The following is a 26,286-nucleotide window of genomic DNA, read 5'->3' as shown; positions in this document are numbered from 1 at the left end:
ATGAACGTTTAGGTTCAATCGGAGACAATCGACATCAAAGGGGAATGTGCATGAAATACGATGTAATCATTGTCGGCGCCGGTCCCAGCGGTATTTTTGCCGCGTATGAACTTACCTTGCTGAATCCGCAGCTGAAAGTGATCCTGATTGACAAGGGACATAACATTTTCAATCGGAACTGTCCGATTTTGGAAGGAAAATTAACGAAGTGCCCGCCGCCCACCAAGATGAAAGAGTATGCCGGGTGCTTGCCCGCCTGTTCGATTACTGCCGGGTGGGGTGGGGCAGGCGCATACAGTGACGGAAAATTTAATCTGACGACCGAGTTTGGCGGCTGGATGCAGGACTATCTGGCCCCTTCCAAGGTGCTGGAACTGATCGAGTATGTGGATCGGATCAACCTCGAACATGGTGCAACGACGATTATTACCGATCCGACAACGCCAGCGGTGGCTTCCATTGAACGGCGCGCAGCGGCAGCCGGCTTGAAACTGTTGAAAGCGCGTGTCCGCCATTTGGGAACGGAAGAAAATTTGAAAATCCTGCAGAATATATTTGGCACGCTGGAAAATAAAATTGAAACGCGTTTTAAAACGTTTGTGGACGATATCTTGACGGAAGAATTGCCGGGCAGTACAACAAAACATAAATCATACCGTGTCACGGGCGTTCGTTTAAAAAACGGCGAAGAGCTCCATGCCGATCAGGTGATCATCGGACCGGGCCGGGACGGTTCGGAATGGCTTGCATCGTTATTGAAGAAGCGTGGCGTAACGATGACGAATAACCAGGTCGATATCGGCGTGCGTGTCGAAACATCAAACGTGATCATGCAAGAATTAAACGAGCATCTGTATGAAGCAAAGTTTATTTTCAACACATCGGTGGGAACGCGTGTACGCACATTTTGCGCGAATCCGAGCGGTCATGTGGTGGTCGAGAACCATTCGGGCGTGATGACAGCCAACGGCCATTCTTACAAAGATCCGGCGCTCGGCAGTCCGAACACGAATTTTGCGCTGCTGGTTTCCCATACATTTACGGAACCGTTCGACAAGCCGATCGAATATGCAAAAGAAATCAGCCGCCGCGCCAATGATCTGTCGAGCGGTTCGGTGATCGTTCAAAAGTATGGCGACATTTTAAAAGGCAGGCGGTCAACGGAAAACCGGATTCGGGAAGGATTTATCGAACCGACACTAAAAGAAGCGGTACCCGGCGATCTGGGGCTGGTACTGCCGTATAATTCGATGAAATCGCTGATCGAAATGATGGAAGCGTTGGACCGGGTAACGCCCGGCATCGCGTCGGAGCATACGTTGTTCTACGGGGTGGAAGCCAAATTTTACAGCGCCCGTCCCCGCATGAACGACAAGTTTGAAACGGATATCAAAGGACTGTTCACGGTCGGTGACGGCGCCGGAATTACGCGTGGACTGGCGCAGGCATCAGCGGCCGGTGTACATGTGGCCCGTTATATTACTGGCATACGTTAGCGAGTGATCGCATAACGAATAAAATAGGGAGTGGAGAGAATCCGCTTGTCGGAAATACCTGATCGGTATGGAAGACAAAAGGATTCTCTTTTATTTTGTAGAAAGTGTATATACACAACTGTGGGAGCGATTATTTGGACGATGGGAAAGGGGGGAACAAAATGAAGTTGAAAGATAAAATTTGCCTGATCACCAACTGCGGAGATTATATGGGCCCCGCGATTACGGCCGAGTTTCAGAAAGAAGGGGCGACCGTGATTCTGCAGTCCAGGCAGTTTGCGGCGGCGAAAGAACAGCTTGCCAGTCATGGGGCGCAGCTGGAGGGTGTGCAGGTGATAGAGGCCGATTTTGGAGCAAGGGGAGTTGCCGCGACGCATATCGCAAAACTTGTGGAAGAACGGGGACGGCTGGATGTGCTGGTCAACGTAAACGTTCACAATCCCGGGTCTGGGACAATGCTTTGTGAAACATCGGATGAAGAATGGGATTCGATGATTCACGCGCTGATGACGGAACTGTTTTATACAACAAAAGCAGCGTTGCCATATATGATAGACAAACAGAAGGGGAAAATCGTCAATGTCACTTCCGCCGCCGGAATTGTCGGTCTTCCCAAGTATACGCCCTATTCGGCTGCCAGGGCGGGCGCAAATGGATTTACGAAAGCGCTTGGCAAGGAAGTAGCCCGCTACAATATTCAGGTCAACGCGATTGCACAAAACTATGTGGAAAATCCGGCCTATTTTCCGAATGAATTGATTGGCAATCCGGACATACTGAAAAAAATCACGAAAAACATACCCCTCGGCCGCTTGGCGAGGGGGGAAGAATCAGCGAAACTGGCCGTATTTCTGGCGTCCGACGATTCTGATTTCTTCTGCGGAGAAGTGATCAAATTTGCCGGTGGCTGGGGTTAAAAAACCATACACAATTGGGCTTCCCTTCCCGGGCAGGAAAGGGTATACTATACAAGTATGCAAAACGGCCATCTATTTACCATCTTAAGGAGTGTTTAAATGTCAACAACATCGGTTGAAGTAGGCAGCATTATTGAGGGGAAAGTCACCTCAATCAAACCGTTCGGCGCTTTCGTGGCAATCAACGAATCCCAACAGGGTCTTGTTCATATTTCGCAGATTGCTCACAGCTTTGTAAAAGAAGTGAGCGACCATTTATCGGTCGGTGATACGGTACAGGTGAAAGTGATGTCGATCGATCCGGAAACGGGCAAGGTCTCTCTTTCTATTAAAGAAGCCATGCCAAAGCCGGAAACAACCACAGAACGTCGCCAACCGCGAGAAAATCGCCGCCGTGAAGGGGGCAATTTTGGTGGGGGCCGCAATGAACGGTCGAACGTCAATCGCAACGATTCGCGCGAACGTTTCAATACGTTTGAGGATCAATTGAAAAAATGGCTTAAGCATAGCGAAGAAAATTTGGCTACTTTGAACAAAAAAAATAATCGCTAATCCTTCTAAAGAAAACTTGGCTTTCGCCAAGCCTTTGGTGCACTAAAAAAAGCTGTTCCTCTCAGCAATTTATCTGCTGGGGGAACAGCTTTTTACGTTCTTCCCCAATGTCTGTCTTTTACTTCTGCCAATTGGCAATCGTGTCCCGAAACGGGGCGTCTTCCAGTCCGAGCCGCCAGATGCCGATGCCTCGAATGTCGTAACGGGCAACAAGATCCAGTTTGTAATACAGACTTTGATGATCTTCCATCCAGACCGTGTGGGATATGTTTTGTGAATCGGTATACGTGTATGTGGTTTCCTTTGCTGCAGCATAGTTTTTATTGCGCAGCTCCGCTTGCTAATTTTGGATCAGTTCTCTTGCGCCGTTTGGTTGGATAATAGATTGCCGGCCAGCGTGGAATTGTACTGGTTGTTAATCGACAGTTCAGGCATGATTTTTTGCTGCAGGGACTCTTGGAGGGTGGAATCCTGGTTGCCTTGTTGAATCAGATTGCCTGATGCGTCATACGTGTAGCCGAATATGGCAGTTTGCGCCAAATTCGAACCGTACGTTTGCACCGAGTGGTAGGAAAGCGTATCAGAGGGAGAAAAATTCACCGTATAGCCCATTACCGTTTTCGGCATGTGGTGGAGAATGCGATTGATCACAACGGCAGCTTGTGCGCGGGAGACCGCTTCATCGGGGCGACAGGTGTCGTTATCAAATTGCCTGCTACGAGCAGGCCGCCGAAAACTGCTGCAGTACGTTTCATCGTTATCACCCGGAGTAGATTTTGGTAATAAGATCGTACTCACTTTCCAGCTTTGCCACAATGCAAAAATGTTTCCAGTTGACAACGGAATAGACATAATAAGCGAAACCAGGAGGCTTTTTCCTCCGGCAGACGAATAGAATGCAATAAAACCCGTAATATGAGGTGAGCGCATGATTCGACGGTCTGCACGGAGACGCAACGAACCGTCGCCCGATTTTGTCGATCTCAGTTCATTTGTGGTCAATACGGAAGAGGACGGGCGGCTTTCCAGGACGGGAATTTTCCAAAGCTCAGAAGCGCAGTTGAAACAGATTGTACGCTCGATACTCGCTTATTTTCGCAGTACACCGGGCCCCAATCGGCTGCTGTTTTATTGTCATGGCGCTTTGGTGACCGAAAACGAGGCGGGGGAGCTGACGAGAACTCACCATAAAATGTTTTTGGCAAATGGAATTTATCCGGTTTTTTTCATTTGGCAGTCTTCGCTGCAAGAGATAATCGGTGAACATTTGACGCTGATGAAGAACAACCGACTGGAGTTGATTTCCGACGGGGAACCGTTGATCGATGAAATATTGGAAGAGGTCGCCCGTTTGTTTCCTGAACCGTGGGAGATGATGAAACGGCGCGCCGAAAAGGTATTTGCTGATGGCGGCGGTTGGCGGTTTTTTACGTTGCTGACGCAGGCGCTTCGCAAGATGAACGTGCAGGCGGAACTGCACTTGGTAGGGCACAGCGCCGGTTCCATTGTACTGGCTTCGTTTTTGAAACAATTGTTGGAGAAAAAGATAAACCTCTACCTCCATCTGAAAATCGGAACCTGCAGTTTATACGCGCCCGCCTGCACGGTTAAGCTGTTTGAGGAATCCTACGCGCGGGCGATCGAACGCCACCTGTTGAGACGATTTTTCCTGTATACTTTAAGTGATGAACTGGAACGGGAAGATCCGACAGTTCCTTACTACCGCAAATCGATTTTGTATTTGGTCAGTTCGGGATTTGAAGCGCAAAGCGGGGATTGCCCGATTCTCGGCATGCAAAAACACGCGAAAACGAGCACCGTTTTGCAAAATTTACTGTCTGCTGGCAAAGCCGTCTGGATCCTGGCGGAGAAGAATCCGCAAACGCAGCGTTTTCCATATGGAGGGAAGCATATCGAACTGGTGAGTCATGCGGTGAACCACAGTTCCTTTACGCGTGACCCGGCCACACTAAACTCTACGCTGCGGATCATTTTGCGGAGCAATCAGGTACCGGCTGAATTTTCATAAAGGAGTACAGATATGCACGTAGTAACCTCACAAGAGATGCGGCAACTGGATCATCATACGATTGACAAAATCGGCATCCCGGCGCTTGTCCTGATGGAAAATGCGGGGCGGGAAACGGCCCGGGTGGCAGCCGACTATTTTGCCAAACGGGCGGGAGCGGATCGGAAAGGGCGTTGGCTGATTCTGGCCGGCAAGGGAAACAATGGAGCGGACGCAGTGGTGGCCGCCAGACATCTGGCTGAGTGGGGGCATCATGCCGAAGTTGTCTATGCGGAGCCGCCCGAAACATTGCGGGGAGATGCGGCGGTACAGCGGGATATCGCTGTCAGATTGGGGATTTCCTGCCAGTTGTATCAACCGGATACGATCGAATGGCAGCGTTTTGATGCGGTGCTGGATGGCTTGCTTGGGACTGGCAGCAAAGGAGCCCCGCGCGGGCCGTATGCCGCTTTGATTCGGGAGGCGAACAAGAGCGGTCTGCCGATTTTGGCAGTCGATATTCCAAGCGGACTGGACGCGGACAATGGATCGCTGAACGCTCCCTGTATACGGGCCGAACATACGATCACGTTTGCATTTCCAAAAAGGGGTCTGGTGCAGCAACCGGGAATCGGGGCGGCCGGACAATTGACCGTGGTTCCGATCGGAATTCCCGCCGGATTGGCGGATCAACTCGGTGTCAAAACGTTTTTGTTATATGAACACACGCTGCGGGAACGATTGGGTGTCGATCCCGCAAGACCGCGCCAACCAAATACGCATAAAGGAACGTATGGACATGTGCTGGTGGCGGCAGGATCGCGGCGCATGAGCGGAGCCGGCATCTTATGTACAAAAGCGGCACTTCGCTCCGGCTGCGGGCTGGTCACTTGGGCTGTGCCAGACCATCTGCTGGAATCGTTGATCGGGCATGTACCGGAAGCCATGCTGGCGGGGGTTGCCGATGAGAAAAGAGGCGATTGGTCGGCTGTGTCCCCGCATGAGCTTCTGGCACTGATGGAAGGCAAACAGGCGGTGGTGATCGGGCCTGGCATTGGCCGATTTTCAGAAGACTTTGACTGGATGAAGGCGCTCTGGGAGGGGGCTGCCTGTCCGTTGGTGATTGATGCGGATGGGTTGAACATGCTCGCCGATCATCTGCAAAAGTGGCCGCGCCGTCAGGCGGCGACCGTCCTGACTCCGCATCCGGGAGAAATGAGCCGACTTATGAATCTGTCCGTGCGGGAAATCCAAGCAGACCGGATTGGGACCGCCACACAATATGCAGTGGAATTCGGTGTGACGTTAGTGCTGAAAGGGGCGCAAACAGTCATTGCCACTCCGGACGGAACCGCTTTTGTGAATACTACAGGCAATCCTGGAATGGCCACAGGCGGTATGGGCGATGTATTGGCCGGTCTGATCGCGGGGTTACTTGCACAAGGACATGAAGCAAAGCAGGCTGCCTGCTTGGGTGTCTGGCTGCATGGCCGGGCAGGTGATCAGGCGGCAGAAAAAATCGGGCAAAACGCCCTTTTGGCAGGGGATCTGATCCATTTTCTCACATAAAAAACCGGGTGCGCCGTTTCGTAAGCGGTACCCGGTCTGAATGCTAACCGACTTGCTCTTCTATGTTAAATTTCGGTGCTGGCATGGGTTCTTTCGCTTTAATAGGCGTCTCAAACACCATATAATGGAGTACCTGCGATACGTACCGCTGACCGGGGATACCGGATGCATAGCGGATTTGGCCGGTGCGGGACCAGTCGAACGTGTGCATTTTCCAAACCAGCCGTTTAATTTCCCCTTCGTCAAACCAGCCCTGTTCCGAATTCCAAGCGGCTTCCAGAATATTGCGGCCGACAGCGGCGCAGCTTAACAATCCCATTACACTGCGCAGTTTAAACGCCGTTTTGGAATGCCAGGCTTCTTCAAAAACGCGGCTGATTTCCCGAAAATAAATGGTGATTGCAAGCCGCTTCTGTTCGATGCTCAGCTGTTCAAACGGACTGGCTGTCAGAATCATTTCGCAAGCGCGTTTTAAATGATCGAGCGTAAACGGTCGGTCGGTCGTTTTCTTGGTGACCACGACAACCAGATTGTAAAATGGGGAATCGCTGCGTTCCGCAAGGTCGATTGCGATCCGTGCATATTCTTCGCGGTCTCTTTTCAAGTAAACAAGTAAAGATTTCGTCAGACCTACTTGATTCGTATTAATGGTATCAAAAATCGACATTTCTTCTTCCGGATACAGTACATGAAACGCGAGAAACGGAACGGGTAAAGAGGTTTCGTGCAGCAGTTGACGGTGAAACTTGTCAATTCCCCCTAACCGATGCTGGCCGTCAATTACTCGTGCTGGTCCTTGACAGACCAACCGTCCGAAATTGGTCGAACCCTCGTAAGGTTCGAATGTCCATTTTCCGTCCGCATTCAAGATAATGGGTGTTAAGCAGGCATTGGGTTGTTCCAGGTAATGGGCGTACGCCAACGCGCGGTTGCTGTCAAACGGTCTTTGGTACCCGGTTCCGTCCGGGTGGTTATACAAAGGGATCGTCGAGAGGGCGTCTGCATGCTGGGACATCAAATTTCCCTGGTAGATGATCCGCCCCTTCTGCTCCGAGCGGATCACGTTTTCAATTGTGATCATACGGTTTTCTCCTTTCTGGTTGTCAAATGGAAGTGTGTATCTTTACTATATGACGATTAACTGCATTTATCATATTGTCCAAAAACTAGCATGCTAAAACCTTTTATCCATTCGGAGATGAAAGTACATAGACGCGCACATTTTTCTTGACCCCGAATCGGAGGGCTTGTCCGAGATCCTCCATATATACGTCAATTCGGTTGCCGTTGATTGCACCGCCCGTATCTTCTGCTGTGCGGATGCCAACGCCCTCAATATAGACCTTTGTGCCATACGGAATGACATGTGGGTCAACGGCAATGGTGCGTCCTTCTGTAGCTCGTGTGCCTGTTGATGTAATGCCGTATCCCGGATGGCCCGGATATTTGCCGGTAGACTCCGGTCCCGCTGTGTAAGCAGTCAAATTGAAATTCATAATTTTATCAGTACTCATCACAGCCGGAATTTGCTGTTGTTTTAACGATTTGGGGATTGTCAGCGTTTGACCGATTTGTAAAGCGCGAGGATCTGTAACACTGTTCATGGCGATCAGGGTTGCGATATCTGTGCCATAAAGTTGGGCCAAGCCGGATAGGGTATCCCCAGCCTTGATTTGATGCGAAACAAAAGGCTCCTTGTTTTGCCAAGTTGAAAAACCGGAACGGGATGCAAGAGCGGACTGCAGCGATTGTTTATGGCAATCGCACACATCTTTTGCCTGTGTCAATGTTATCGACGAGGGCAGAAACAGACTGGCCATCAACACAAGCAAGGCAAGTAAATACGTTTTTTTCGTTTTCATGGTTTCTCCTCCCACATTGGTATTACATTCACTAGAGTTAACCGATTTGGAAGAATATAAACCTTGCAACGAAAAAAAAGAAAAATGCTAGACCGAAGTCCAGCATTTTGTGCACAGTCAGGATAGGGTGAACCCCTTTGCCGGCCGGGGCAGGTTGAGCTAGGGTTGGAACAAGGGGTTGATCCGTTGCAGAGAAGCAATCACATCCTGTGCTTCCTGCATCAGATTCTTCACGACGTCTGTCGCGCTTTCAATGGAGTTGATCATGCCAACACCTTGTCCGCAGTTCATCCAGCCTTCCTCGACCCGCCCTTCAATGGCCGCCACACGGTTGTTTGTGCCTCGAATATAAGGGAGCAGCTCTTCAACGGTCGGATTCGATTTTTCAAATTCAACGATTTTTTCAGCAAACGGATTTTTCAATACGCGCAAGACACGTCCCATACTTCGCTCCAGCACGACTGTCGCGTCATCTTTGGCAGCAAGCAGCATTTGTTTGTAATTGTCATGCGCCTGGCATTCTTTTGTCGCGACGAATCGGGTGCCCAGTTGGACACCTTCTGCCCCCAATGCAAAAGCGGCGGCGACGCCCTGTCCGTTTGAAATGGCTCCGGCAGCTACAACCGGCACCGTTACAGCCCGTGTGACTTGCGGCAGAATCGTGAATAAGGTCATTTCCAGCGGACTGTTATGTCCACCTGCCTCAAATCCCTCGCAAACAATCAGGTCAGCTCCCAACTCTTGCGCTTTCAACGAATGCTTTATGGAAGCGGTCATGATCATGACTTTCAGGCCTGCTTGTTTAAAAAGCGGAACCAGTGGCTTCGGGTTGCCGGCTGAAATGCTGACCGCCTTGATGGAATCCTTTACTTCCAAGATGGCTTCTACGTAACGCGTGATGTCAGAGTGCTCACTCAGCGGCAGATTGACCCCGAACGGTTTGTCGGTTGATTCGGCCGCAATATGTACCTCTTCTTTAAAATTGTCGACGGAGCGACCGGCCACGCCGACCTGTCCGAAGCCGCCCCCGTTGGATACGGCTGCTGCAAGAGCTCCGTTTCCCACATAAGCGAGACCGCCTTCAATTACCGGGTAACGAATGTTTAACAGTTCACAAACACGGTTCTGCATTCTTCCGTTCTCCTCCTCAATCCGGATAGTTCGATCATAACACAAACTTTTCTGAAAAAACGGGGAGGAGTTCAAAAAACATGATCGAATATTCAGGAACATAAAATAAATGAGCATTTATTCATTTTTTACAGATGATCAGAACGCAGTGGAAGCGCGGGCGGGAGGGAGACGATGAGCAATTTGACAGGAGACAATAGGGCCGCCAGTTGGTGGTTCGTGATTGTTGGGATACTGCTGAATGTGGCTGCATTAGGTTTTGCGCGGTTTGCTTACGGGGTCATCATGCCGTTTATGATGAACGATATGCGGCTTTCCTACGGACAGGCGGGGTTGTTAGGAACTGCCACAGCGTCAGGTTATCTCAGCATGGTAATGTTTGCTGGCGCAATGACGGCAAAATGGGGGGCGAAGCGGGTCGTTTTATGGGGCAGTACTTTGGTCAGTCTCAGTTTGTTGGGGCTTGGTCTGCTGTCCTTCTATGCATGGAGCTTCACGATGATGCTTCTGGCAGGTGTCGGTACGGCGATGATCTTTACTCCTCTCGTGGCGCTGTTGGTGGGGTGGTTTCCCAATAAAAGAGGTGTCGTGATCGGATTTATAGGCAGCGGAGCGGGGATTGGAAGTCTGTTGAATGGCTACCTGATTCCATTTTTGATCGATTCGTTCCCACGGTGGGGATGGCGAGTGCCATGGATCTTGTTCGGTCTGATTGCCTGCTGCATCACTCTGCTGGCGGCAGTGATTCTCCGCAACCCGCCAGAGCTGCAGAAAAGGGTAGGAGTGACCAGGCAGGATGCTTTTCGTGAAGTATACAAGAAAAAGGAAGTATTGCTCGTTGCAGTGATTTACTTTTTTAACGGGCTGCCCTATATGGTTTGCATGACATTTTTGTTCGGATTTATGGTTGAACGGCAAATCGACCCGGCAGCAGCAGGGCAAATCGTCGCGTTGGGAGGGTTGATTTCGATTACCAGCGGGCCAGTATGGGGATATGTTTCTGATAAAATTGGCAGGAGGCTGGCGTTGGTAGTTGGTTTGGCAATCACGACGGTCGGGATGTTAATCCCTGTTCTGGCTCCCGGTTTTTTAGGATTCTTGACGTCTCAAATTATTATCGGATTTACTGTTGGCGGTATGCTTTCCCTGATACAGGCATCCTCAACCGATCAGGTGCGTCCCGTTTTTATGGGAGCGTCACTTGGATATGTGACCGTGTTTTTCGCGGTAGGACAGCTGTTGGGACCCGGAATCGCCGGTTATTTGATTGATCGGGTGGGCGGTTTCCCCAGTGCGTTTTTGTTTGCCGCACTGATGTTTCTGATCGCCGTGCCATTCGCGATGAGATTGCGTCCGCCGGCTCACTCTCCCATCCCTGTAGGTAGAACAGAATATCAGAGAGAAGTATAAGTGAAGAAAAAAGAACTGCCGACGAGGCGCTGTATGGGCACGCTGCGGGCAGTTCTTTTCGTTTTGCGGTCGAGGCTAGGCCGAAAGCCAGGTTTTTAGGATTTTGTCAGATAGTCGACGTATTGGTCGCGCAGCGTCCGTTTCAGAAACTTGCCGACAGACGATTTGGGGATTTCCTCGATGAACACGACATCGTCCGGTACCCACCATTTTGCGAACCGTTCTTGCAGGTAGCTGAAAAATTCCTCTTTTTCCACTTTTCCTTTGTATGCTTCTTTCAAGACCACAAATGCCAGCGGGCGTTCATCCCATTTCGGATGCGGTACGCCGATGACGCTTGCTTCAAAGACAGCTGGATGAGCCATCAAAGCGTTCTCCAAATCAACGGAAGAAATCCATTCGCCGCCGCTTTTCACCAGGTCTTTTGTACGGTCGACCAATTTTATTGTGCCTTCCGAATCGATGACCGCCACATCGCCAGAATGATACCAACCATCAACAAATGTTTCTTTGCTTCGCTCGTCTTTATAGTACTCATCGGCAATCCAGGGGCCGCGCAGCCACAGTTCTCCCATTTCTTGGCCGTCCCATTTCACATCGCCGTTTTGGCCGTACACGCGAGCTTCCAAACCGGGCACCAGAAGGCCTTGTTTTGCCCGAATATCCAGTTTTTGCTCGTAGGGAAGATCCTGCTGATAGCTTTTCAGGCGGGACACGGTTACGACGGGACTCGATTCGGTCATGCCGTACGCATGCAGGAACGGAATTCCGTATTTTTCCTCATATGTTTGGATAATTCCGCGCGGAGCGGCAGAACCGCCACAAACAACGGCCCGCAGGCTGGAAACGTTACGTGTACGATCCCCTTTTTCAAGCAGTTGCAAAACACCCAGCCAAACCGTTGGGACGCCTGCTGTAATGGTAACTTTTTCCTGCTCAATCAAATCAAGCAAAACGTCAGGTGTGGGGGCCTGACCGGGCAGTACCTGTTTGGAGCCAAACCAGACGGAAGCAAACGGCATACCCCATGCATTGACATGGAACATGGGAACAATCGGCATGACTGTATCCGATTCGGAAAGCGCCATGGTATCGGCCAAGCCAAGTGTCATACTGTGCATGTAAGTACTGCGGTGGGTGTAGACAACCCCTTTCGGATTACCGGTCGTGGCAGATGTATAACACATGCCCATTGGTGTTTGTTCATCCAGATCGGGGTATTGATAACCATCGTCGCTTTGTGCCAACAACTGTTCATAAGAATAGACGGGTGACAGGCTGGTCGCGGGCAGTTCCGGTTTGTCCGTCATAATCACGTATGCGGTAACCGTTTTCAATTGATCCTTGATTTTTTCAATGATCGGCACCAAATCCTCATCGATCAGAAGTACTTTATCTTCCGCGTGGTTTGCAATATATGCGATATGCTCACTGGACAATCGGATATTGATGGTATGCAAAACGGCGCCCATACAAGGAATAGCAAAATAGGCTTCCAGGTGGCGGTGATTGTTCCAAGCAAATGTGCCGACTCTGTCTCCTTTTTTAATCCCAAGCGATTCCAAAGCGCTGGACAAACGGCGGGTGCGGCTGGCGTAGTCCGCATATGTGTAACGAAAGATTCCGCTTAACGTTCTTGATACGATTTCCTTTGCAGGGAAAATTTTCTCTGCCCGTTCCAACATCGTACGAAGCGTCAACTGATGATTCATCATGACGTTTCCCCTCCATATTTAAAGCAATATTATCAGTTTTCTAAATTCATATTGAGGTAGATTCGAAGAATTTGCAATAGAAATCTTTGTTATGCGATACTACTATTTACAGGGAGGAGCTATAATGGGGATACGAATCACAGATACGATCGAGCTAATTGTGGGCACCAATCCGCAGTTTCCAGGTTTAAAATGCTGTAACACCTTGTATATCAATGACGACATCCAAACGTTGATCGATACGGGAGCCGGACAACAATTGCAGGAAAGAATTCAAACCGGTGAATTGGCGAATATCGATAGGATTGTCCATACCCATTTGCACCCGGATCATACGAACTATGACCACCTGTTTCCTGATGCGGAGTTATGGGTGCCGGAAGCGGAAGCTTATGTAATGGAGGACTGGGAAAACTTTTTCCGTTTTAACGATACGATCCGGTTTGGATATGAAGAGGCGAAAAAATTTGCAACGCGTTTAGGCTACCGTCCCCGCAAAGTGGATGGGACCGTGGCGGACGGCGACAAGATTTCATTTGGAAAAACGGTGCTGCAAGCGATCTATGCGCCAGGCCATTCGGTTGGCCATACCTTGTTTTGGCACGAGGAAAGCGGCATGCTGCTGGGAGCTGACATAGATCTGTCGCGGTTCGGACCCTGGTATGGCAATCCGGGGTCGGACATTGACGAGACGATTCGCTCGATCGAAAAAGTTATGGAAATCAAACCCAAAATCTATATCTCCTGTCACTTGCAAGAGGTGGTGACAGAGGGATTGAATGAACGTCTGATTGCTTACATGGATATGATCAACCAGCGTGATGAACTGCTCATCGAACAAATTGGCAGCGGTATCCGACTGGATGATTTGGTGGATCAGAAACCGTTTTACCGGCGTCATCCGGAACCGGTTGCGATCAGCCGGATGTTTGAACAGATCATGATTGAAAAACACCTGGAACGACTGCAAAAATCGGGGCGGATCGACCGGCAGGAAGATATCTACTTTACAACCTGATAGAAACGCAATATGATAACAGTAACGAAATTCGGAACTGTTGCATCTGTCAGACTTCTCCGCCGAGAAGCAAAACACGGATGTCGAGCCAGTTCGACCGCAGTCGTTTGCTTGCGGTTGGCTGGCTTTTTGTTTTGTAAGCAGCCAGCCTGCACGATTCGCACAATTCAATCACCGCATGAGTTGCATGAGTCGGTGTAAGATAGTTGGAGGTGAGATATGAGAGCGCTGGAAGGTTTGATAGTGATTGATCTGACTCGTGTGCTGGCCGGTCCTTACTGCACGATGCTGCTGGGCGATTTGGGCGCGGATGTGATTAAGATTGAAGGGCCGGGCGGCAGCGATGAAACGCGCACCTGGGGCCCGCCGTTTAAGGGCGACCAGAGCGCCTATTATCTGACGGCGAATCGCAATAAGCGAGCGCTGACCTTGAACCTGAAAGATCCGGAAGCGCGTGACATTCTCCGTGAAATGGTGCGTACCGCCGATGTCCTGATTCAGAATTTTAAAACAGGCAGTATGGAGAAGTGGGGGCTCAGTTATGAGGATCTGAGCCAGTTAAACCCCGGACTGGTCTATTGTTCGATCAGCGGGTTTGGCCAGTACGGCCCGTATTCGGAACTGCCAGGCTATGATTACATTGTACAGGCGATGGGCGGCATGATGAGCATCACCGGCAGCGAACAGTCGGGACCGATGAAAGTCGGTGTGGCGATTGCCGACTTGGCGACCGGCATGTACTGTACAATTGCCATTTTGGCAGCATTGCGGGAACGGGAATCATCGGGAAAAGGACAGCACCTCGATATTTCCCTGTTGGATTCCCAAATCTCGCTGCTCGCAAATGTGGCCAGCAATTATCTGGTGTCGGGCCAGATTCCAAAACGATACGGCAACGAGCATCCCAATATTGTTCCTTATCAAACATTTGCCACCCGCGACGGGGAAATGGTGGTCACGGTCGGAAACGACCGGCAGTTTCAGAAATTGTGCCAGTTGATAGGTCTTCCGCAGTTGGCAGAAAACCCTGATTTTCAAACAAATTCCGCCCGGGTTGCCAATCGCGAGCGGTTGATTGAAATTCTGCAGGCAGAATTCAATCGCCAAACGTCGCAAGAATGGCTCAAACAGTTGACGTCAGCCGGGATTCCAGCCGGTCCCATCAACAACATGCAGGACCTGTTTAATGATCCGCATGTGACAGCCCGAGACATGAAGGTAGAAATTCCTCATCCGACGGTCGGCAGCGTGACTTTGGTCGGCAGTCCGTTAAAATTATCCCGCACACCGGTAGAGATTCGCCGTCATCCGCCGCTGCCGGGCGAACATGCAGATGAAATTTTGCGGGAATACGGATTTACGGAAGAGCAGATTCGTGATTGGAGAGCCAGGGGGATTATTTAAGTGTTATAAGCAATTGTTCCAAATTCCCGCTTTGCAAGGCATTTATGAACTTGCTGCCCAGCAAGCATAGTGATCGCTTGGAAACGCTCGTTGTACCCAAAGGGCACAAGTTACGCTTAGGCACCATAGGTGCCAAGTCGTGCTATGTTTGAGCGAAGCGAGTTTAGAGCGTTTCTTGCGAATCGCATGCGCAGCGGACAGTAGCTGCCTCTTGACAAGTTCATATGTCCAAAAAGCGGGAATTTGGGACGATTGAGTTTATCTAAACTAAACAACGAAAGGTGGATTTTACCAATGATGAATTTTGCGCTGAGTGAAGAGCAAGAAGCGGTCCGCAAACTGGTTCGTTCATTTGTTGACAAAGAAATTATGCCTTACATCCAGGAATGGGATGCCAATCATCATTTTGAACCGAGCGTATTGAAGCGTTTGGCCGAGTTGGAACTGATGGGGGTTTGTATACCGGAGAAATATGGCGGCAGCGGCATGGACTACAATACGCTGGCAATTGTCTGCGACGAACTGGAGCGCGGCGACACTGCATTCCGGACGGCTGTATCCGTGCATACCGGCTTGAACAGCATGACTGTTCTGCAGTGGGGCAACGAATTTCAGAAACAGAAATACCTCACCCCGCAAGCGAAAGGGGAAAAATTGGCCGCTTTCGGCTTGACCGAACCGGGTGCCGGTTCCGACGTGGCGGCGATGGTGACGACGGCTCGCAAAGACGGCGATTCCTATATTCTGAATGGTTCCAAACTGTGGATTTCGTTGGCCGATTATGCGGACAATTTCCTGATTTTTGCTTACACCGACAAATCCAAAAAACATAACGGCATCAGCTGTTTTATCGTGGAACGTACGTTCCCTGGCGTAACGACACGTGCCATCAAAGGGAAACTGGGAATCCGTGCCGGCAACACAGGCGAAGTGATTCTGGAAGATGTGCGGGTGCCGGCTGAAAACTTGCTTGGCGAAGAAGGGGAAGGGTTTAAGATCGCCATGTCGGCGCTTGACAACGGCCGTTTCACGGTAGCTGCCGGTGCTTGCGGAACGATTCAAGCCTGCCTGGAAGCGAGCCTCAAATATTGCCACGAACGGGAAACGTTCGGCAAAAAAATCGGCCAGCACCAATTGGTGCAGCAGATGATCGCCAAAATGGTAGCCGGTTTGGAAACTTCTCGTCTACTTGTTTACCGTGCAGGCTGGCTGAAAAATCAGGGAGTCCGCAATACGCGGGAAACGTCGCTGGCCAAGTGGATTGCCTGTGACGCTGCCTGGGAAGCGGCATCCGATGCGGTCCAAATTCACGGCGCATACGGCTATTCCAACGAATATCCAGTCGAGCGTTACCTGCGGAACGCGAAAGCTCCCGTTATTTATGAAGGAACCCGTGAAATCCACACGATTATGCAGGCCGAATATGCGCTGGGTTACCGGAAGGACAAACCGCTTAACAAAATGCTGCCGAAATGGCCGTTTGAAGACGTCCGGGACATCCTGGAATAGACCATATTGACTTTTTGCCCTGCCGCTGTACGATTAAAATACATGAAAAGGCGGTGGGGATATGTATAACGGAAAATCGATTTTTATTGCCGGACATGCCAAACTGCCGCAGGGGATGGCGGCCAAAAGCGTGTTTGAAACGCTGACCATTACAGCGGAAGTAGATCACAAGTACGGTGTGATTTTGCAAGCTTCCTGCACGCTTGCCACGGAACACGGCCGTGATTTTATCGGAATGCTGATCCGTGGCTGCAGTTTACGGGATGGAATCGAGGAGCCGATTCAACTGGTGCAGAAACATTACCGCGGCAAAGCGCAGCATGCGCTGGTTGCCGCCTTGCGGGATTTGCAGACACAGTATGAAGGTTTGGATGAATGAGAGAGAAACACCTGACATCAGAGAGATGCTGCTGTTAGGTGTTTGTTTTTTGTCAAGATCGAAAGGTTCCATTCAGTCTTAAGTCATATATGCATTAAACAATTCAAAATTGACTCAATTAGTTGACTTATAGCAATCTTTTCTTGTGCATCGGTTTCTTGTGAAGTACGGAAAACTCTTTAGGTTACAGGGGATTGGGAGTGTTGGCACGGATTTTGCGTGAGAATATCGATTGCAGAGGAAGGAAAGCTTGTTTAGTCGATAGGAATTTATAAATTTTATCCTGTCGACATAAGGGCAAGAGGGTCCCACCAAAGTGCTTGCCACTTTGGTGGGTGGAACTTTGCTTCCGCTTGCGCCAAAGGCTTGGCGAAAGCCAAGTTTTCTTTAAGTTGATTCGGAAAACATGGTGGAGGGTGATCCTATTGCAGATTCAAAAAATTACAGTAATCGGAACAGGCGTGATGGGACGGGGAATCGCTTATGCAGCTGCCGTTGGAGGGTTTCAGGTAACCGTTCATGACGTGAAGCAGGAGGCGATGGACCGGGCTCTGGAAACCATTCGGGCTGATCTTGACTCCGGCGTCACTCGCGGAAAACTGACGCAGGAAGCGGCAGACGCTGCCCTGCAGCGAATCAAAACGTCCGGCGATCTGCGGGATGCTGCCAAAGATGCGGATCTGGTGATTGAAGCAGTCCTCGAAATTATGGATTTAAAAATGGGAATTTTTCGGCAACTGGATGAAATTTGCCCGCCTCATACGATACTGGCGACTAACACGTCGACGATGAGTCCGACCGAAATCGCTTCCGCCACAAAGCGGGCGGATCGTTGCGTGGCGATGCATTTTTTCAATCCGGTGCCGAAAATGAAACTGTGTGAAATTATTCGCGGCATGGACACATCGGACGAAACGGTGAAGATCGCAAGAACGGTCGCTGAGCAAATGGGAAAAGAAGCGGTTGAAGTGAATGAGTTTCCGGGATTTGTTCCGGGACGGATCAACGCGTTGGTCGGAAATGAAGCGATGTATATGATGATGGAAGGAGTCGCCAGTGCGGAAGACATTGATAAAGCGATCAAACTGGGGCTTGGCTACCCGATGGGGCCTCTTGAGCTGGCCGATTTGGTGGGGTTGGATACCCGCCTTCGGAATCTCGAATACCTGCATCAGACACTTGGTGAAAAATACCGTCCCTGCCCCCTGCTCAGCAAATATGTAAAAGCGGGGCGACTCGGCAAAAAGTCGGGACGGGGCATTTTTGAATATGACGAAAAAGGCAACAAGCTGCCGAAGAAGGGATGAGTCAAATGGATTTTAAATTGCCGGAAGAGATTGTCTCACTGTGTCAGACGGTAAGGGACTTTGTTGCAAATGAAGTGGAACCGGTTGCCCATTTGATCGAAGAAAACGATCAAATCCCGGAAAAAATCGAACGAATGGCGAAAGAAATGGGCCTGTTTGGACTCAGTATCCCTGAGGAATACGGCGGTCTTGGACTTGATATGGTCGGAAAATGCGCCGTTTTTGAAGAGTTGGGCAAAACGCACAACGGTTTCACGACATTTGTCGGCACCCATAACGGAATCGGCTCTGTCGGAATTGTGGAGCTCGGAAATGAAGAACAAAAAGGCCGCTACCTGCCAAAAATGGCTACCGGCGAATGGATGGGGGCATTTGCGTTGACCGAACCCAGCGCCGGTTCGAACGCCGCCAACATCAAAACCGCTGCCGTCCGCAAAGGGGACCGCTATATTATCAACGGCTCGAAGCATTACATTACGAATGCGAAAGAGGCCCACGTGTTTACCGTTATGGCGGTGACCGATCCGTCGAAAGGACCGAAAGGAATCACCTCTTTTATCGTAGAGAAAGACTTCCCCGGCTTTGTTGTCGGCAAAGTAGAGAAGAAGATGGGACTGCACGGCTCCCACTCCTGCGAACTGTTTTTTGAAGATTTGGAAGTGCCTGTAGAGAACCGGCTGGGTGAGGAAGGACAAGGGTATGTGAACGCGCTGAAGATTTTGACAAACGGCCGTGCCGGATTGGCTGCCCGAAACCTTGGTTCCTGCCAGTATTTGCTCGATAAATCGGTGCAGTTTGCAATGGAGCGGGTGCAATTTGACAAACCGATCATTGAACAGCAGGCGGTGCTTCATATGCTGTCCGAAATGGCGCTGGAAATTGAGGCGCTGCGTTCGATGGTATACCGTGTGGCCTGGATGACTGATCAAGGAATGAATGTGATCAAAGAGGCGGCGATGGTGAAACTGTTTGGTTCCGAAGTGTATAACCGGGTAGCCGACAAGGCGGTGCAGGTGCACGGAGGAATCGGGTACATCGCCGAATATCCGATTGAGCGTTTTTATCGGGATGCCCGTATTACACGGATTTATGAGGGTACCTCGGAAATCCAGAAAAATATTATTGGAGCCCAATTGATCAAGGAATATCAGAAAAAACATACGGGGGTTTAAGGGGGACTCATCATGCAAATTCCGCTGCAACCGGTGTTCCAATTTTTGCTCGACACCGCTGGAAAGTACCCGGACCGGGTGGCGGTACGTTACTATGATCAATCGATGACCTATCAGCAGTTGCTTGACCGTGTAGACCGCTTGGCAACCGCGTTGGCCGCCACAGGTTTGCAAAAAGGGGATCGGGCAGCCGTGATGTTTCCCAACCGGCCGGAGTATATCATCTCCTATTACGCCGTATTGCGGGCTGGCGGCATTGTCGTACAGGTCAATCCGTTTTATACGGAGCATGAACTGCTCCATATCATGGAAGATTCAGGCGCCAGCTGGATTTTGGCGGCGGCTGACCAGGCGGACAAACTGCAAAGCGTCACCGCACAGCATCCGGTGAAAGAGGTATTGTTGTTCGACGATTCGAATGGCAAGGGATTCGGTGTCGATACGGAACGGGTATTCGCCGATACAAGTCCCAATCCTCCGCAGTTGCAGATCGATCCGCAGGAAGATGTGGCGGTGCTGCAGTACACAGGCGGCACCACCGGGCGATCAAAAGGTGTGATGCTGACACACTACAACCTGGTAGCCAATGCCCGCCAAAGCTATCAGTTTTCGTCTTCGGTAATTGAGATCCCGGGCGAAGTGCTGCTGGGGTTGGCCCCGTTATACCATGTGTACGGAATGACAGCCGTTATGAACCTGGGCGTGTTGATTGGCGGAACCATTGTGCTGCGTCCGAAGTTTGATGCGGGTGAAGTGCTTGAAATTATCAAAACCTATCGGCCTACCCTGTTTTCCGGCGTACCCACTATGTATATCGCGATGCTGAACCATCCAAAAAGTGCCGAAGTCGATATGACATCGTTTAAATCGACCATCTGCGGTTCGGCGCCGCTTCCAGTCGAAATTATCCGGCAGTTTGAAGCAAGAACAGGCGCGAAAATTACGGAAGGGTATGGGTTGTCGGAAGCGGGTCCCGTTACCCACCGTAATCCGATGAATGGCGTTCGAAAGCCGGGCAGCATCGGAATCCCATTCCCGTTGACGGAGGCGCGTGTTGTTGATCTGGAAACGGGTACGAAGATCATGCCGCCGGGCGAACCGGGTGAACTGGTGGTCAAAGGTCCGCAAGTGATGAAAGGGTACTGGAATAACCCGGAGGAAACGGCCAAAACGATTCGCGACGGCTGGCTCCATACGGGGGACATCGCAACCATTGACGACGACGGCTATTTTTATATCGTCGGCCGCAAGAAAGAAATGATCATTACAGGCGGTTTCAACGTGTACCCGAAAGAAGTCGAAGAGGTGCTTTATCAACATTCGAAAGTGCAGGAAGCGGCTGTGGTGGGCATCCCGGACCCGTATCGGGGGGAAGCGGTCAAATCGTTTGTCGTTCCCAAACAGGGCGAAACGGTTACGGAAGAAGAGTTGATCTCATTTTGCAGGGAACGTCTAACGGCATACAAAGTGCCGCGCAGCATCGAGTTTCGAGACGCACTGCCGAAGACGACGGTCGGCAAGATTTTGAAACGCACGCTGGTCGAACAAGAGTTGGAGAGAATGAAGTCTGCGAATCGTTGAATTCTAACGTGAAAACCATTTCAATATGAAATAGAAGAGGAGACATCAAGATGCAATTTTCGGAAGAGTTGAAACAGATTGCGCGCACCGTACAGGAGTTTATCGACAATGAAGTGGAACCGTTCGCTAACCAGATCGAAGAAGAAGACCATGTACCGGAACATTTGCTGCAGACGGCCAAGGAATTGGGGCTTTATGGCATGGGGATCCCCGAAGAATACGGCGGTTTGGGGCTTGGCGTCGTTGGCAAATGTCTCGTTCTTGAAAAAATGGGCCGGACGCATAACGGATTTGTGTCCATTATCAGTGCCCATACCGGGATCGGCAGTACCGGTATCGTTCGGCTGGGCAGCGAGTATCTGAAAAACAAATATCTGCCCGCCTTGGCGGAAGGAAAACTGTTGGCTGCCTTCGCGCTGTCCGAACCGGAAGCGGGTTCCGACGCCACCAACCTGAAAACACGCGCGGAGAAAAAAGGAGACCGATGGATCGTCAACGGCATGAAACATTTCATTACCAACGGTCCTTATGCCGATTTATTCACCGTGATCGCAGTCACTGACCCGACAAAAGGTGTCAAGGGCGGTTTTACCGCCTTCGCCGTCGAGAAAAACTTCCCCGGATTCAAAGTGGGGGCTGTTGATAAAAAAATGGGATTGCGCGGCTCTCACACCGCCCAGTTGTTTTTTGAGGACCTGGAAGTGCCGGAAGAAAATGTGATCGGTGAAGTCGGCATGGGCTATGCCAACGCGTTGAAAATTTTGACGGAAGGGCGATGCACCTTGGCGGCAAGGGCATACGGCTCCTGCCAGAAGCTGATCGAATTGGCGACTGATTATATGCAGCAGCGCGTACAGTTTGGCAAACCCATTGCGACAAATCAAGGGCTGCGTTGGATATTGGCAGACATGGCAACGGAAACGGAAGTCGGCCGCGCGTTCAATTATTCGGTGGCCGAACGTTTGGAAAACGGTGAAAAAGCGTTGAAGGAAGCGGCGATGACCAAGCTGTTTGCAACCGATACGTTTAACAAGGTGGCAGACCGTGCGCTGCAGATTTTTGGCGGACTTGGCTACATGAAGGAATATGCGGTGGAACGGTTCTATCGGGATGCCCGCATTACGAAAATCTACGAAGGTACCAACGAGATTCAGAGAAATATTATCGCGGCCAATATTTTGGGGAAGTAAAAGTTGCTGATCGTTGTGTGGCGGTGTATCGCGTTTCTGTTCGCCCACAACATACGAACACATGACTGGATGAAGATTGTGAACCGCTCAGCTTGCCGAATGAAAGATCTGTCCTAAACTCGCTTCGCTCAAACATAGCGCGATCTGGCAGTTTACTGCCTTGACGCGACTTGTGCCCTATGGGTACAACGGACAAGATCTAATCATTCGTCTACGCTTCGCTAGTACGTGTTCGTGAATGTTGTCTTGCAACAGAAATGCGCCCCGCCGGAAAGTGAGCGGATTGCACAGCAATTGAACTTCGCTCATGAAGCAGCGTGTTCGAAGCCGTTGTTCATTGCGGCGCAATCGTTCCTTTGGGCGTATCGGCACCCTAGCCTAACAAATCTTGCCTGCAAAAAGAAGCGAGTTAGAACGTGCCTTCCATTTGAGGAGTGCAGCGGTCTTGTTTTTATCGTCAAAGAAAAGGGATATTGTACCGGTATCCAAAACGACAAGGAGGAATCCCGATGTCTATCGATCAAATCAAACATATTCTGGTTGTCGGTTCTGGCGCGATGGGGTCGCAGATTGCGATGGTCTGCGCGTTGGCCGGGTATCGCGTAACCGTTCAGGATGTAGCGGAAGAAAGTTTGCAAAAAGCGCAGGAATCCCTGCAAGGGCACATGAAAAACAGAGTGGCAAAAGGACGTCTTACACAGCAGCAGGTGGACGATGCATTTGCCCGTTTGTCGTTTACGACCGAATTGGAAAAAGCGGCCGTCGATGCTGATTTTGCCATTGAGGCGATTATTGAAAAACTGGATGCCAAGCGCGACCTGTTTGCCAAATTGGACAAAATGGCGCCGTCCCACGCCATTTTGGCGACCAACAGCTCGACGATTGTCAGTTCCAAAATCGCCGACGCAACCAGTCGTCCCGATCGTGTCTGCAATATGCACTTTTTTAATCCGGCACTTGTGATGCAACTGGTGGAAGTGGTTCGCAACCCGCAGACTTCGCAGGAAACGGTGGATACCACAGTCGAACTGGCAAAGCGCATCGGCAAACTTCCGATTACGCTCAACAAAGAGATTTCCGGCTTTGTGGCCAACCGTATTTTAGGCGCTCTGATGGACGAAGCAGTGAACCTGTATGAACAGGGCATCGCATCATTTGAAGATATAGACTTGGCTTGCACAAAAGCATTGAACCATCCGATTGGACCGTTTGCCTTGATGGATTTGACGGGGATTGACGTGAACTATTATGTGCGCATGCAACGCATGCAGGAAACGGGCAACCCGAACGACGGCCCCAAACCGTCTGTCAAACAAAAGTTTGAAAAAGGGGAACTGGGCCGCAAAACAGGCAAAGGATGGTACGACTACTCGAAAAAATAGGGGAAGGAATCGTTAATTTTCCCAAAAAGCGAGGGATGACCATGCCGGCAAAGTTTATGACGGCAAAAGAGGCAATTGCATTAATTCCAAACGGCGCCTCCATGATGGTCGGCGGTTTTGGCCTGTCCGGCCAACCGATGACGCTGATTGACGCGCTCTTGGAAAGCGATGTTTGCGATCTGACTGTTATCAGCAACAATGTGGGACAGCAGGGGCAGGGGCTTGGCAAACTGCTGTTGAAAGACCGGCTCCGGAAAGCAATTGGCACATATTTTACAAGCAATCCGGACGTACTTCGTTATCAGCGGGAAGGAAAGCTGGAGGTCCAACTGTTGCCGCAGGGGACGTTTTCGGAAGCGATCCGCTTGGGCGGCAGCGGAATAGCCGCTTTTTATACGCCTACTGGCGCCGGGACCCTGCTGGCAGAGGGAAAAGAGACGAAACTGTTTGATGGTCGGGAATATGTGCTGGAAAGAAGTTTGCGTGCGGATATCGCGCTGATCAAGGCGTATAAAGCAGATCGTTACGGCAATCTGATCTATTACAAGACGGCCCGCAATTTCAATCCGCTGATGGCGATGGCTGCCGATCTGACAATTGCGGAAGTGGATGAAGTGGTGGAAATCGGAGAATTGGATCCGGAAAAGATTGTCACACCGCATTTGTTCGTTGATGTGGTCGTCTGTCGGGAGGTGTCCGTATGATCAATGTGCGTCACTATATCGCTTGGCGGGCGGCACAGGAACTGCAGGAAGGCGATATCGTCAATCTGGGGATCGGGATTCCGGTACTTGTCGCGGACTATATTCCAGCGGATCGAAAGTTGTTCCTGCAATCCGAAAACGGCATTTTGGGAGTCGGGCCGACGCCGCCCGCTGACCAAGTCGATATGGACTTAATCAATGCCAGCAAACTGCCGGTCTCAGAACTGCCGGGCGCTTCCTTTTTTGACTCGGCCATGGCGTTTGCGATGATGCGGGGCGGGCATGTCGACAAGACAGTGATTGGCGGTCTGCAGGTCAGCCAGACGGGGGATATAGCCAACTGGGCGATTCCCGGCAAAGATGTGCTGGGAGTCGGCGGTGCGATGGATTTAATTGTTGGTGCACGAACGGTTATCGTCGCCACGACCCACTTGGATCCGCAAGGTCAGCCAAAAGTAGTGAAAGAATGCACCTATCCGCTGACGGCAAAAGGAGAAGTGGATATTTTGGTAACCGAATATGCGGTGTTTACATTTACCAATGGGCAGATGATTTTGCGGGAAGCGGTCGATGAACTCACGTTGGAACAGCTGAAGGAGATTACGCCGGCTGAGTATCGGCTGGCGCCCGATTTTAAATTTGTCAGTCGTCCTGTTTCCCTGGAGCAAAGAGGTGCTTGAAAAAGTGGGCACCGCCCATCAAGCAAACGAGGAGGAAGCGATATGAACGGAGTTGTAATTGTAGATGTGGTCCGAACGGCGATTGGCCGGATCGGCGGTACCCTGAAAGATGTAGAAGCCGATTTTCTGGCGGCGAAAGTGATCGAAGAAGTATTGAAAAGAACCGGCATTGCAGGAACCGAAGTGGATGAGGTAATTCTTGGCCAGACCAAACAGAGCGCCGATGCGGCAAACGTGGCGCGTGTGGCGATGCTGAGGGCAGGATTGCCAATTGAGGTGCCCGCCTACACGGTGCAGCGGCAGTGCGGTTCCGGTCTGCAAGCGATTAACAATGCCTGGCAGCAAATCCAGTGCGGCTTTGCGGACATCATTCTGGCAGGCGGTACGGAAAGCATGAGCAATGCGCCGTTCTATCTGAAAGGGGCCCGTTTTGGACTGGGTACCGGCAATGTCACGCTGTATGATTCGAATACGGAAAGCCAGCCCGGTTCACAGCCGCCGGAAGTGTACGGCAAAGATTTGACGATGGGATTGACGGCTGAAAACCTGGCCGAAAAATACCAGATCAGCAGACAGGAGCAGGACGAATTTGCGTATCTCAGCCAAAGTCGGGCTGCCCTGGCGATTTCATCCGGCAAGTTCAAAGACGAAATCGTTCCTTACGAAATCAAGTCGAAAAAAGAAACGATCGTGTTTGATACGGACGAACATCCGCGATTGACATCGGTCGAAAAACTGCTGGCGCTTCCCCCCGTTTTCAAAAAAGGTGGCACCGTGACAGCGGGCAATGCAAGTGGCCGGAATGACGGGGCGTCTGTGGCGGTTGTCATGTCGGAAAAAACAGCGGCAGACCGTGGCCTGAAGCCGCGCGCCCGCATGATTGCACAGGCCGTATCTGGCGTATCGCCGGAAATCATGGGTATTGGACCGGTTCCTTCAACCCGCAAAGCATTGAAGATGGCAGGTCTCACGCTGGACGACATCGATCTGATCGAGCTGAACGAAGCGTTCGCTGCACAATCTTTGGCTGTCATTAAGGAACTGGGCATCGGTCTGGAAAAGGTCAACGTCAACGGGGGAGCTATCGCCTTGGGACATCCGTTGGGGGCAACCGGTGCCATTCTGATGGCCAAACTGCTGTATGAGATGGAACGCCGCGGTTCCCGCTATGGAATGGTGACTCTCTGTATTGGCGGCGGCCAGGGAATTTCGACGATTGTGGAAAATCTCAGACGATAAAGGATTCTCTTCCGTTTTTAGAGAAATCTAACAGATAGGATTTCTCAGGCGGAGGGAACCG

24 protein-coding genes are annotated in these 26,286 nt (G+C 50.8%); 18 read left to right on the top strand and 6 right to left on the bottom strand.

Annotated elements, in window-relative coordinates:
- Window positions 1-50: 50 nt before the first annotated feature.
- From skT53_RS09505 to skT53_RS09495, 3 genes are all read left to right on the top strand, one after another.
- Window positions 51-1,496 (top strand): NAD(P)/FAD-dependent oxidoreductase, encoded by a 1,446-nt coding sequence (locus tag skT53_RS09505; RefSeq protein ID WP_200756302.1) that lies wholly within the window; start codon window positions 51-53, stop codon window positions 1,494-1,496.
- 161 nt (window positions 1,497-1,657) lie between these two features.
- The gene (locus tag skT53_RS09500) at window positions 1,658-2,413 is read left to right on the top strand and encodes an SDR family NAD(P)-dependent oxidoreductase (RefSeq protein WP_200756300.1); all 756 of its coding nucleotides are present in this window, start codon (window positions 1,658-1,660) and stop codon (window positions 2,411-2,413) included.
- Between the two features lie 99 nt (window positions 2,414-2,512).
- On the top strand, window positions 2,513-2,965 hold the full coding sequence (locus tag skT53_RS09495) for a CvfD/Ygs/GSP13 family RNA-binding post-transcriptional regulator (protein ID WP_200756298.1): 453 nt from the start codon (window positions 2,513-2,515) through the stop codon (window positions 2,963-2,965).
- Window positions 2,966-3,083: 118 nt separating this feature from the next.
- Here the strand turns inward: skT53_RS09495 and skT53_RS09490 are convergent, their stop codons facing one another.
- Window positions 3,084-3,215 (bottom strand): glycoside hydrolase, encoded by a 132-nt coding sequence (locus skT53_RS09490; RefSeq protein ID WP_200756296.1) that lies wholly within the window; start codon window positions 3,213-3,215, stop codon window positions 3,084-3,086.
- Window positions 3,216-3,316: 101 nt separating this feature from the next.
- Window positions 3,317-3,817: a glycoside hydrolase family 18 protein gene (locus skT53_RS09485; protein ID WP_200756294.1), complete on the bottom strand. Its 501-nt coding sequence runs from the start codon at window positions 3,815-3,817 to the stop codon at window positions 3,317-3,319.
- Between the two features lie 76 nt (window positions 3,818-3,893).
- On the opposite strand from skT53_RS09485, the gene skT53_RS09480 reads away from it, so the two are divergent.
- Together skT53_RS09480 and skT53_RS09475 are read left to right on the top strand one after the other, a co-directional pair.
- Window positions 3,894-4,994, top strand: a complete 1,101-nt coding sequence (locus tag skT53_RS09480; protein ID WP_200756292.1) for an alpha/beta hydrolase — start codon at window positions 3,894-3,896, stop codon at window positions 4,992-4,994.
- A gap of 12 nt (window positions 4,995-5,006) precedes the next feature.
- On the top strand, window positions 5,007-6,542 hold the full coding sequence (locus skT53_RS09475; protein WP_200756290.1) for an NAD(P)H-hydrate dehydratase: 1,536 nt from the start codon (window positions 5,007-5,009) through the stop codon (window positions 6,540-6,542).
- Window positions 6,543-6,585: 43 nt separating this feature from the next.
- On the opposite strand, the gene skT53_RS09470 is transcribed toward skT53_RS09475, so the two are convergent.
- The 3 genes from skT53_RS09470 to skT53_RS09460 form a co-directional block, all read right to left on the bottom strand.
- Window positions 6,586-7,623, bottom strand: coding sequence for a DGQHR domain-containing protein (locus skT53_RS09470; protein WP_200756288.1), 1,038 nt, complete (start codon window positions 7,621-7,623; stop codon window positions 6,586-6,588).
- Window positions 7,624-7,726: 103 nt separating this feature from the next.
- Window positions 7,727-8,404 (bottom strand): 3D domain-containing protein, encoded by a 678-nt coding sequence (locus skT53_RS09465; protein WP_200756286.1) that lies wholly within the window; start codon window positions 8,402-8,404, stop codon window positions 7,727-7,729.
- A 159-nt stretch (window positions 8,405-8,563) separates the two neighbouring features.
- Window positions 8,564-9,535: an NAD(P)H-dependent flavin oxidoreductase gene (locus skT53_RS09460; RefSeq protein WP_200756280.1), complete on the bottom strand. Its 972-nt coding sequence runs from the start codon at window positions 9,533-9,535 to the stop codon at window positions 8,564-8,566.
- Between the two features lie 174 nt (window positions 9,536-9,709).
- On the opposite strand from skT53_RS09460, the gene skT53_RS09455 reads away from it, so the two are divergent.
- Window positions 9,710-10,945 (top strand): MFS transporter, encoded by a 1,236-nt coding sequence (locus skT53_RS09455; protein WP_200756270.1) that lies wholly within the window; start codon window positions 9,710-9,712, stop codon window positions 10,943-10,945.
- A gap of 95 nt (window positions 10,946-11,040) precedes the next feature.
- Here the strand turns inward: skT53_RS09455 and skT53_RS09450 are convergent, their stop codons facing one another.
- Window positions 11,041-12,660 carry a long-chain fatty acid--CoA ligase gene (locus skT53_RS09450; RefSeq protein WP_200756268.1) on the bottom strand — a complete coding sequence of 540 codons (1,620 nt, stop codon included), beginning with the start codon at window positions 12,658-12,660 and terminating at the stop codon, window positions 11,041-11,043.
- A 124-nt stretch (window positions 12,661-12,784) separates the two neighbouring features.
- On the opposite strand from skT53_RS09450, the gene skT53_RS09445 reads away from it, so the two are divergent.
- The 12 genes from skT53_RS09445 to skT53_RS09390 all read left to right on the top strand — a co-directional run bounded on the left by skT53_RS09445 (window position 12,785) and on the right by skT53_RS09390 (window position 26,225).
- The gene (locus tag skT53_RS09445) at window positions 12,785-13,678 is read left to right on the top strand and encodes an MBL fold metallo-hydrolase (protein ID WP_200756266.1); all 894 of its coding nucleotides are present in this window, start codon (window positions 12,785-12,787) and stop codon (window positions 13,676-13,678) included.
- Between the two features lie 219 nt (window positions 13,679-13,897).
- A complete protein-coding gene (locus skT53_RS09440; RefSeq protein WP_200756264.1) occupies window positions 13,898-15,082 on the top strand; it encodes a CaiB/BaiF CoA transferase family protein in 1,185 nt (394 codons plus the stop codon).
- A 297-nt stretch (window positions 15,083-15,379) separates the two neighbouring features.
- The gene (locus tag skT53_RS09435; RefSeq protein ID WP_200760940.1) at window positions 15,380-16,591 is read left to right on the top strand and encodes an acyl-CoA dehydrogenase family protein; all 1,212 of its coding nucleotides are present in this window, start codon (window positions 15,380-15,382) and stop codon (window positions 16,589-16,591) included.
- A gap of 61 nt (window positions 16,592-16,652) precedes the next feature.
- Complete coding sequence (locus skT53_RS09430; RefSeq protein WP_200756262.1) at window positions 16,653-16,970, top strand: DUF3870 domain-containing protein; 318 nt, start codon at window positions 16,653-16,655, stop codon at window positions 16,968-16,970.
- A 431-nt stretch (window positions 16,971-17,401) separates the two neighbouring features.
- Window positions 17,402-18,277 (top strand): 3-hydroxyacyl-CoA dehydrogenase, encoded by an 876-nt coding sequence (locus skT53_RS09425; RefSeq protein WP_404828962.1) that lies wholly within the window; start codon window positions 17,402-17,404, stop codon window positions 18,275-18,277.
- Between the two features lie 5 nt (window positions 18,278-18,282).
- A complete protein-coding gene (locus skT53_RS09420; protein WP_200756258.1) occupies window positions 18,283-19,449 on the top strand; it encodes an acyl-CoA dehydrogenase family protein in 1,167 nt (388 codons plus the stop codon).
- A 12-nt stretch (window positions 19,450-19,461) separates the two neighbouring features.
- The gene (locus tag skT53_RS09415; protein ID WP_200756256.1) at window positions 19,462-21,030 is read left to right on the top strand and encodes a long-chain-fatty-acid--CoA ligase; all 1,569 of its coding nucleotides are present in this window, start codon (window positions 19,462-19,464) and stop codon (window positions 21,028-21,030) included.
- A gap of 44 nt (window positions 21,031-21,074) precedes the next feature.
- Window positions 21,075-22,220, top strand: coding sequence for an acyl-CoA dehydrogenase family protein (locus skT53_RS09410; protein ID WP_200760939.1), 1,146 nt, complete (start codon window positions 21,075-21,077; stop codon window positions 22,218-22,220).
- Between the two features lie 509 nt (window positions 22,221-22,729).
- The gene (locus skT53_RS09405; RefSeq protein WP_200760800.1) at window positions 22,730-23,602 is read left to right on the top strand and encodes a 3-hydroxyacyl-CoA dehydrogenase family protein; all 873 of its coding nucleotides are present in this window, start codon (window positions 22,730-22,732) and stop codon (window positions 23,600-23,602) included.
- A gap of 41 nt (window positions 23,603-23,643) precedes the next feature.
- Entirely contained in the window at window positions 23,644-24,306 is a 663-nt protein-coding gene (locus skT53_RS09400; protein WP_200760799.1) for a CoA transferase subunit A, read from the top strand.
- Entirely contained in the window at window positions 24,303-24,986 is a 684-nt protein-coding gene (locus skT53_RS09395; RefSeq protein WP_200760798.1) for a 3-oxoacid CoA-transferase subunit B, read from the top strand. The genes skT53_RS09400 and skT53_RS09395 overlap by 4 nt, the downstream gene beginning before the upstream one ends.
- A gap of 42 nt (window positions 24,987-25,028) precedes the next feature.
- A complete protein-coding gene (locus skT53_RS09390; RefSeq protein ID WP_200760797.1) occupies window positions 25,029-26,225 on the top strand; it encodes a thiolase family protein in 1,197 nt (398 codons plus the stop codon).
- The last annotated feature ends 61 nt before the right edge of the window (window positions 26,226-26,286 follow it).

Source organism: Effusibacillus dendaii (genome assembly GCF_015097055.1).
Lineage (GTDB): Bacteria > Bacillota > Bacilli > Tumebacillales > Effusibacillaceae > Effusibacillus > Effusibacillus dendaii.
This window is presented reverse-complemented; position numbering and strand designations above follow the sequence as displayed.

Bases quoted from the DNA above. Each gene is read 5' to 3' on its own strand.
- skT53_RS09505 (WP_200756302.1), top strand. From the start codon at position 51: ATGAAATACGATGTAATCATTGTCGGCGCCGGTCCCAGCGGTATTTTT.
- skT53_RS09500 (WP_200756300.1), top strand. From the start codon at position 1,658: ATGAAGTTGAAAGATAAAATTTGCCTGATCACCAACTGCGGAGATTAT.
- skT53_RS09495 (WP_200756298.1), top strand. From the start codon at position 2,513: ATGTCAACAACATCGGTTGAAGTAGGCAGCATTATTGAGGGGAAAGTC.
- skT53_RS09490 (WP_200756296.1), bottom strand. From the start codon at position 3,215: ATGGAAGATCATCAAAGTCTGTATTACAAACTGGATCTTGTTGCCCGT.
- skT53_RS09485 (WP_200756294.1), bottom strand. From the start codon at position 3,817: ATGTCTATTCCGTTGTCAACTGGAAACATTTTTGCATTGTGGCAAAGC.
- skT53_RS09480 (WP_200756292.1), top strand. From the start codon at position 3,894: ATGATTCGACGGTCTGCACGGAGACGCAACGAACCGTCGCCCGATTTT.
- skT53_RS09475 (WP_200756290.1), top strand. From the start codon at position 5,007: ATGCACGTAGTAACCTCACAAGAGATGCGGCAACTGGATCATCATACG.
- skT53_RS09470 (WP_200756288.1), bottom strand. From the start codon at position 7,623: ATGATCACAATTGAAAACGTGATCCGCTCGGAGCAGAAGGGGCGGATC.
- skT53_RS09465 (WP_200756286.1), bottom strand. From the start codon at position 8,404: ATGAAAACGAAAAAAACGTATTTACTTGCCTTGCTTGTGTTGATGGCC.
- skT53_RS09460 (WP_200756280.1), bottom strand. From the start codon at position 9,535: ATGCAGAACCGTGTTTGTGAACTGTTAAACATTCGTTACCCGGTAATT.
- skT53_RS09455 (WP_200756270.1), top strand. From the start codon at position 9,710: ATGAGCAATTTGACAGGAGACAATAGGGCCGCCAGTTGGTGGTTCGTG.
- skT53_RS09450 (WP_200756268.1), bottom strand. From the start codon at position 12,660: ATGATGAATCATCAGTTGACGCTTCGTACGATGTTGGAACGGGCAGAG.
- skT53_RS09445 (WP_200756266.1), top strand. From the start codon at position 12,785: ATGGGGATACGAATCACAGATACGATCGAGCTAATTGTGGGCACCAAT.
- skT53_RS09440 (WP_200756264.1), top strand. From the start codon at position 13,898: ATGAGAGCGCTGGAAGGTTTGATAGTGATTGATCTGACTCGTGTGCTG.
- skT53_RS09435 (WP_200760940.1), top strand. From the start codon at position 15,380: ATGAATTTTGCGCTGAGTGAAGAGCAAGAAGCGGTCCGCAAACTGGTT.
- skT53_RS09430 (WP_200756262.1), top strand. From the start codon at position 16,653: ATGTATAACGGAAAATCGATTTTTATTGCCGGACATGCCAAACTGCCG.
- skT53_RS09420 (WP_200756258.1), top strand. From the start codon at position 18,283: ATGGATTTTAAATTGCCGGAAGAGATTGTCTCACTGTGTCAGACGGTA.
- skT53_RS09415 (WP_200756256.1), top strand. From the start codon at position 19,462: ATGCAAATTCCGCTGCAACCGGTGTTCCAATTTTTGCTCGACACCGCT.
- skT53_RS09405 (WP_200760800.1), top strand. From the start codon at position 22,730: ATGTCTATCGATCAAATCAAACATATTCTGGTTGTCGGTTCTGGCGCG.
- skT53_RS09400 (WP_200760799.1), top strand. From the start codon at position 23,644: ATGCCGGCAAAGTTTATGACGGCAAAAGAGGCAATTGCATTAATTCCA.
- skT53_RS09395 (WP_200760798.1), top strand. From the start codon at position 24,303: ATGATCAATGTGCGTCACTATATCGCTTGGCGGGCGGCACAGGAACTG.
- skT53_RS09390 (WP_200760797.1), top strand. From the start codon at position 25,029: ATGAACGGAGTTGTAATTGTAGATGTGGTCCGAACGGCGATTGGCCGG.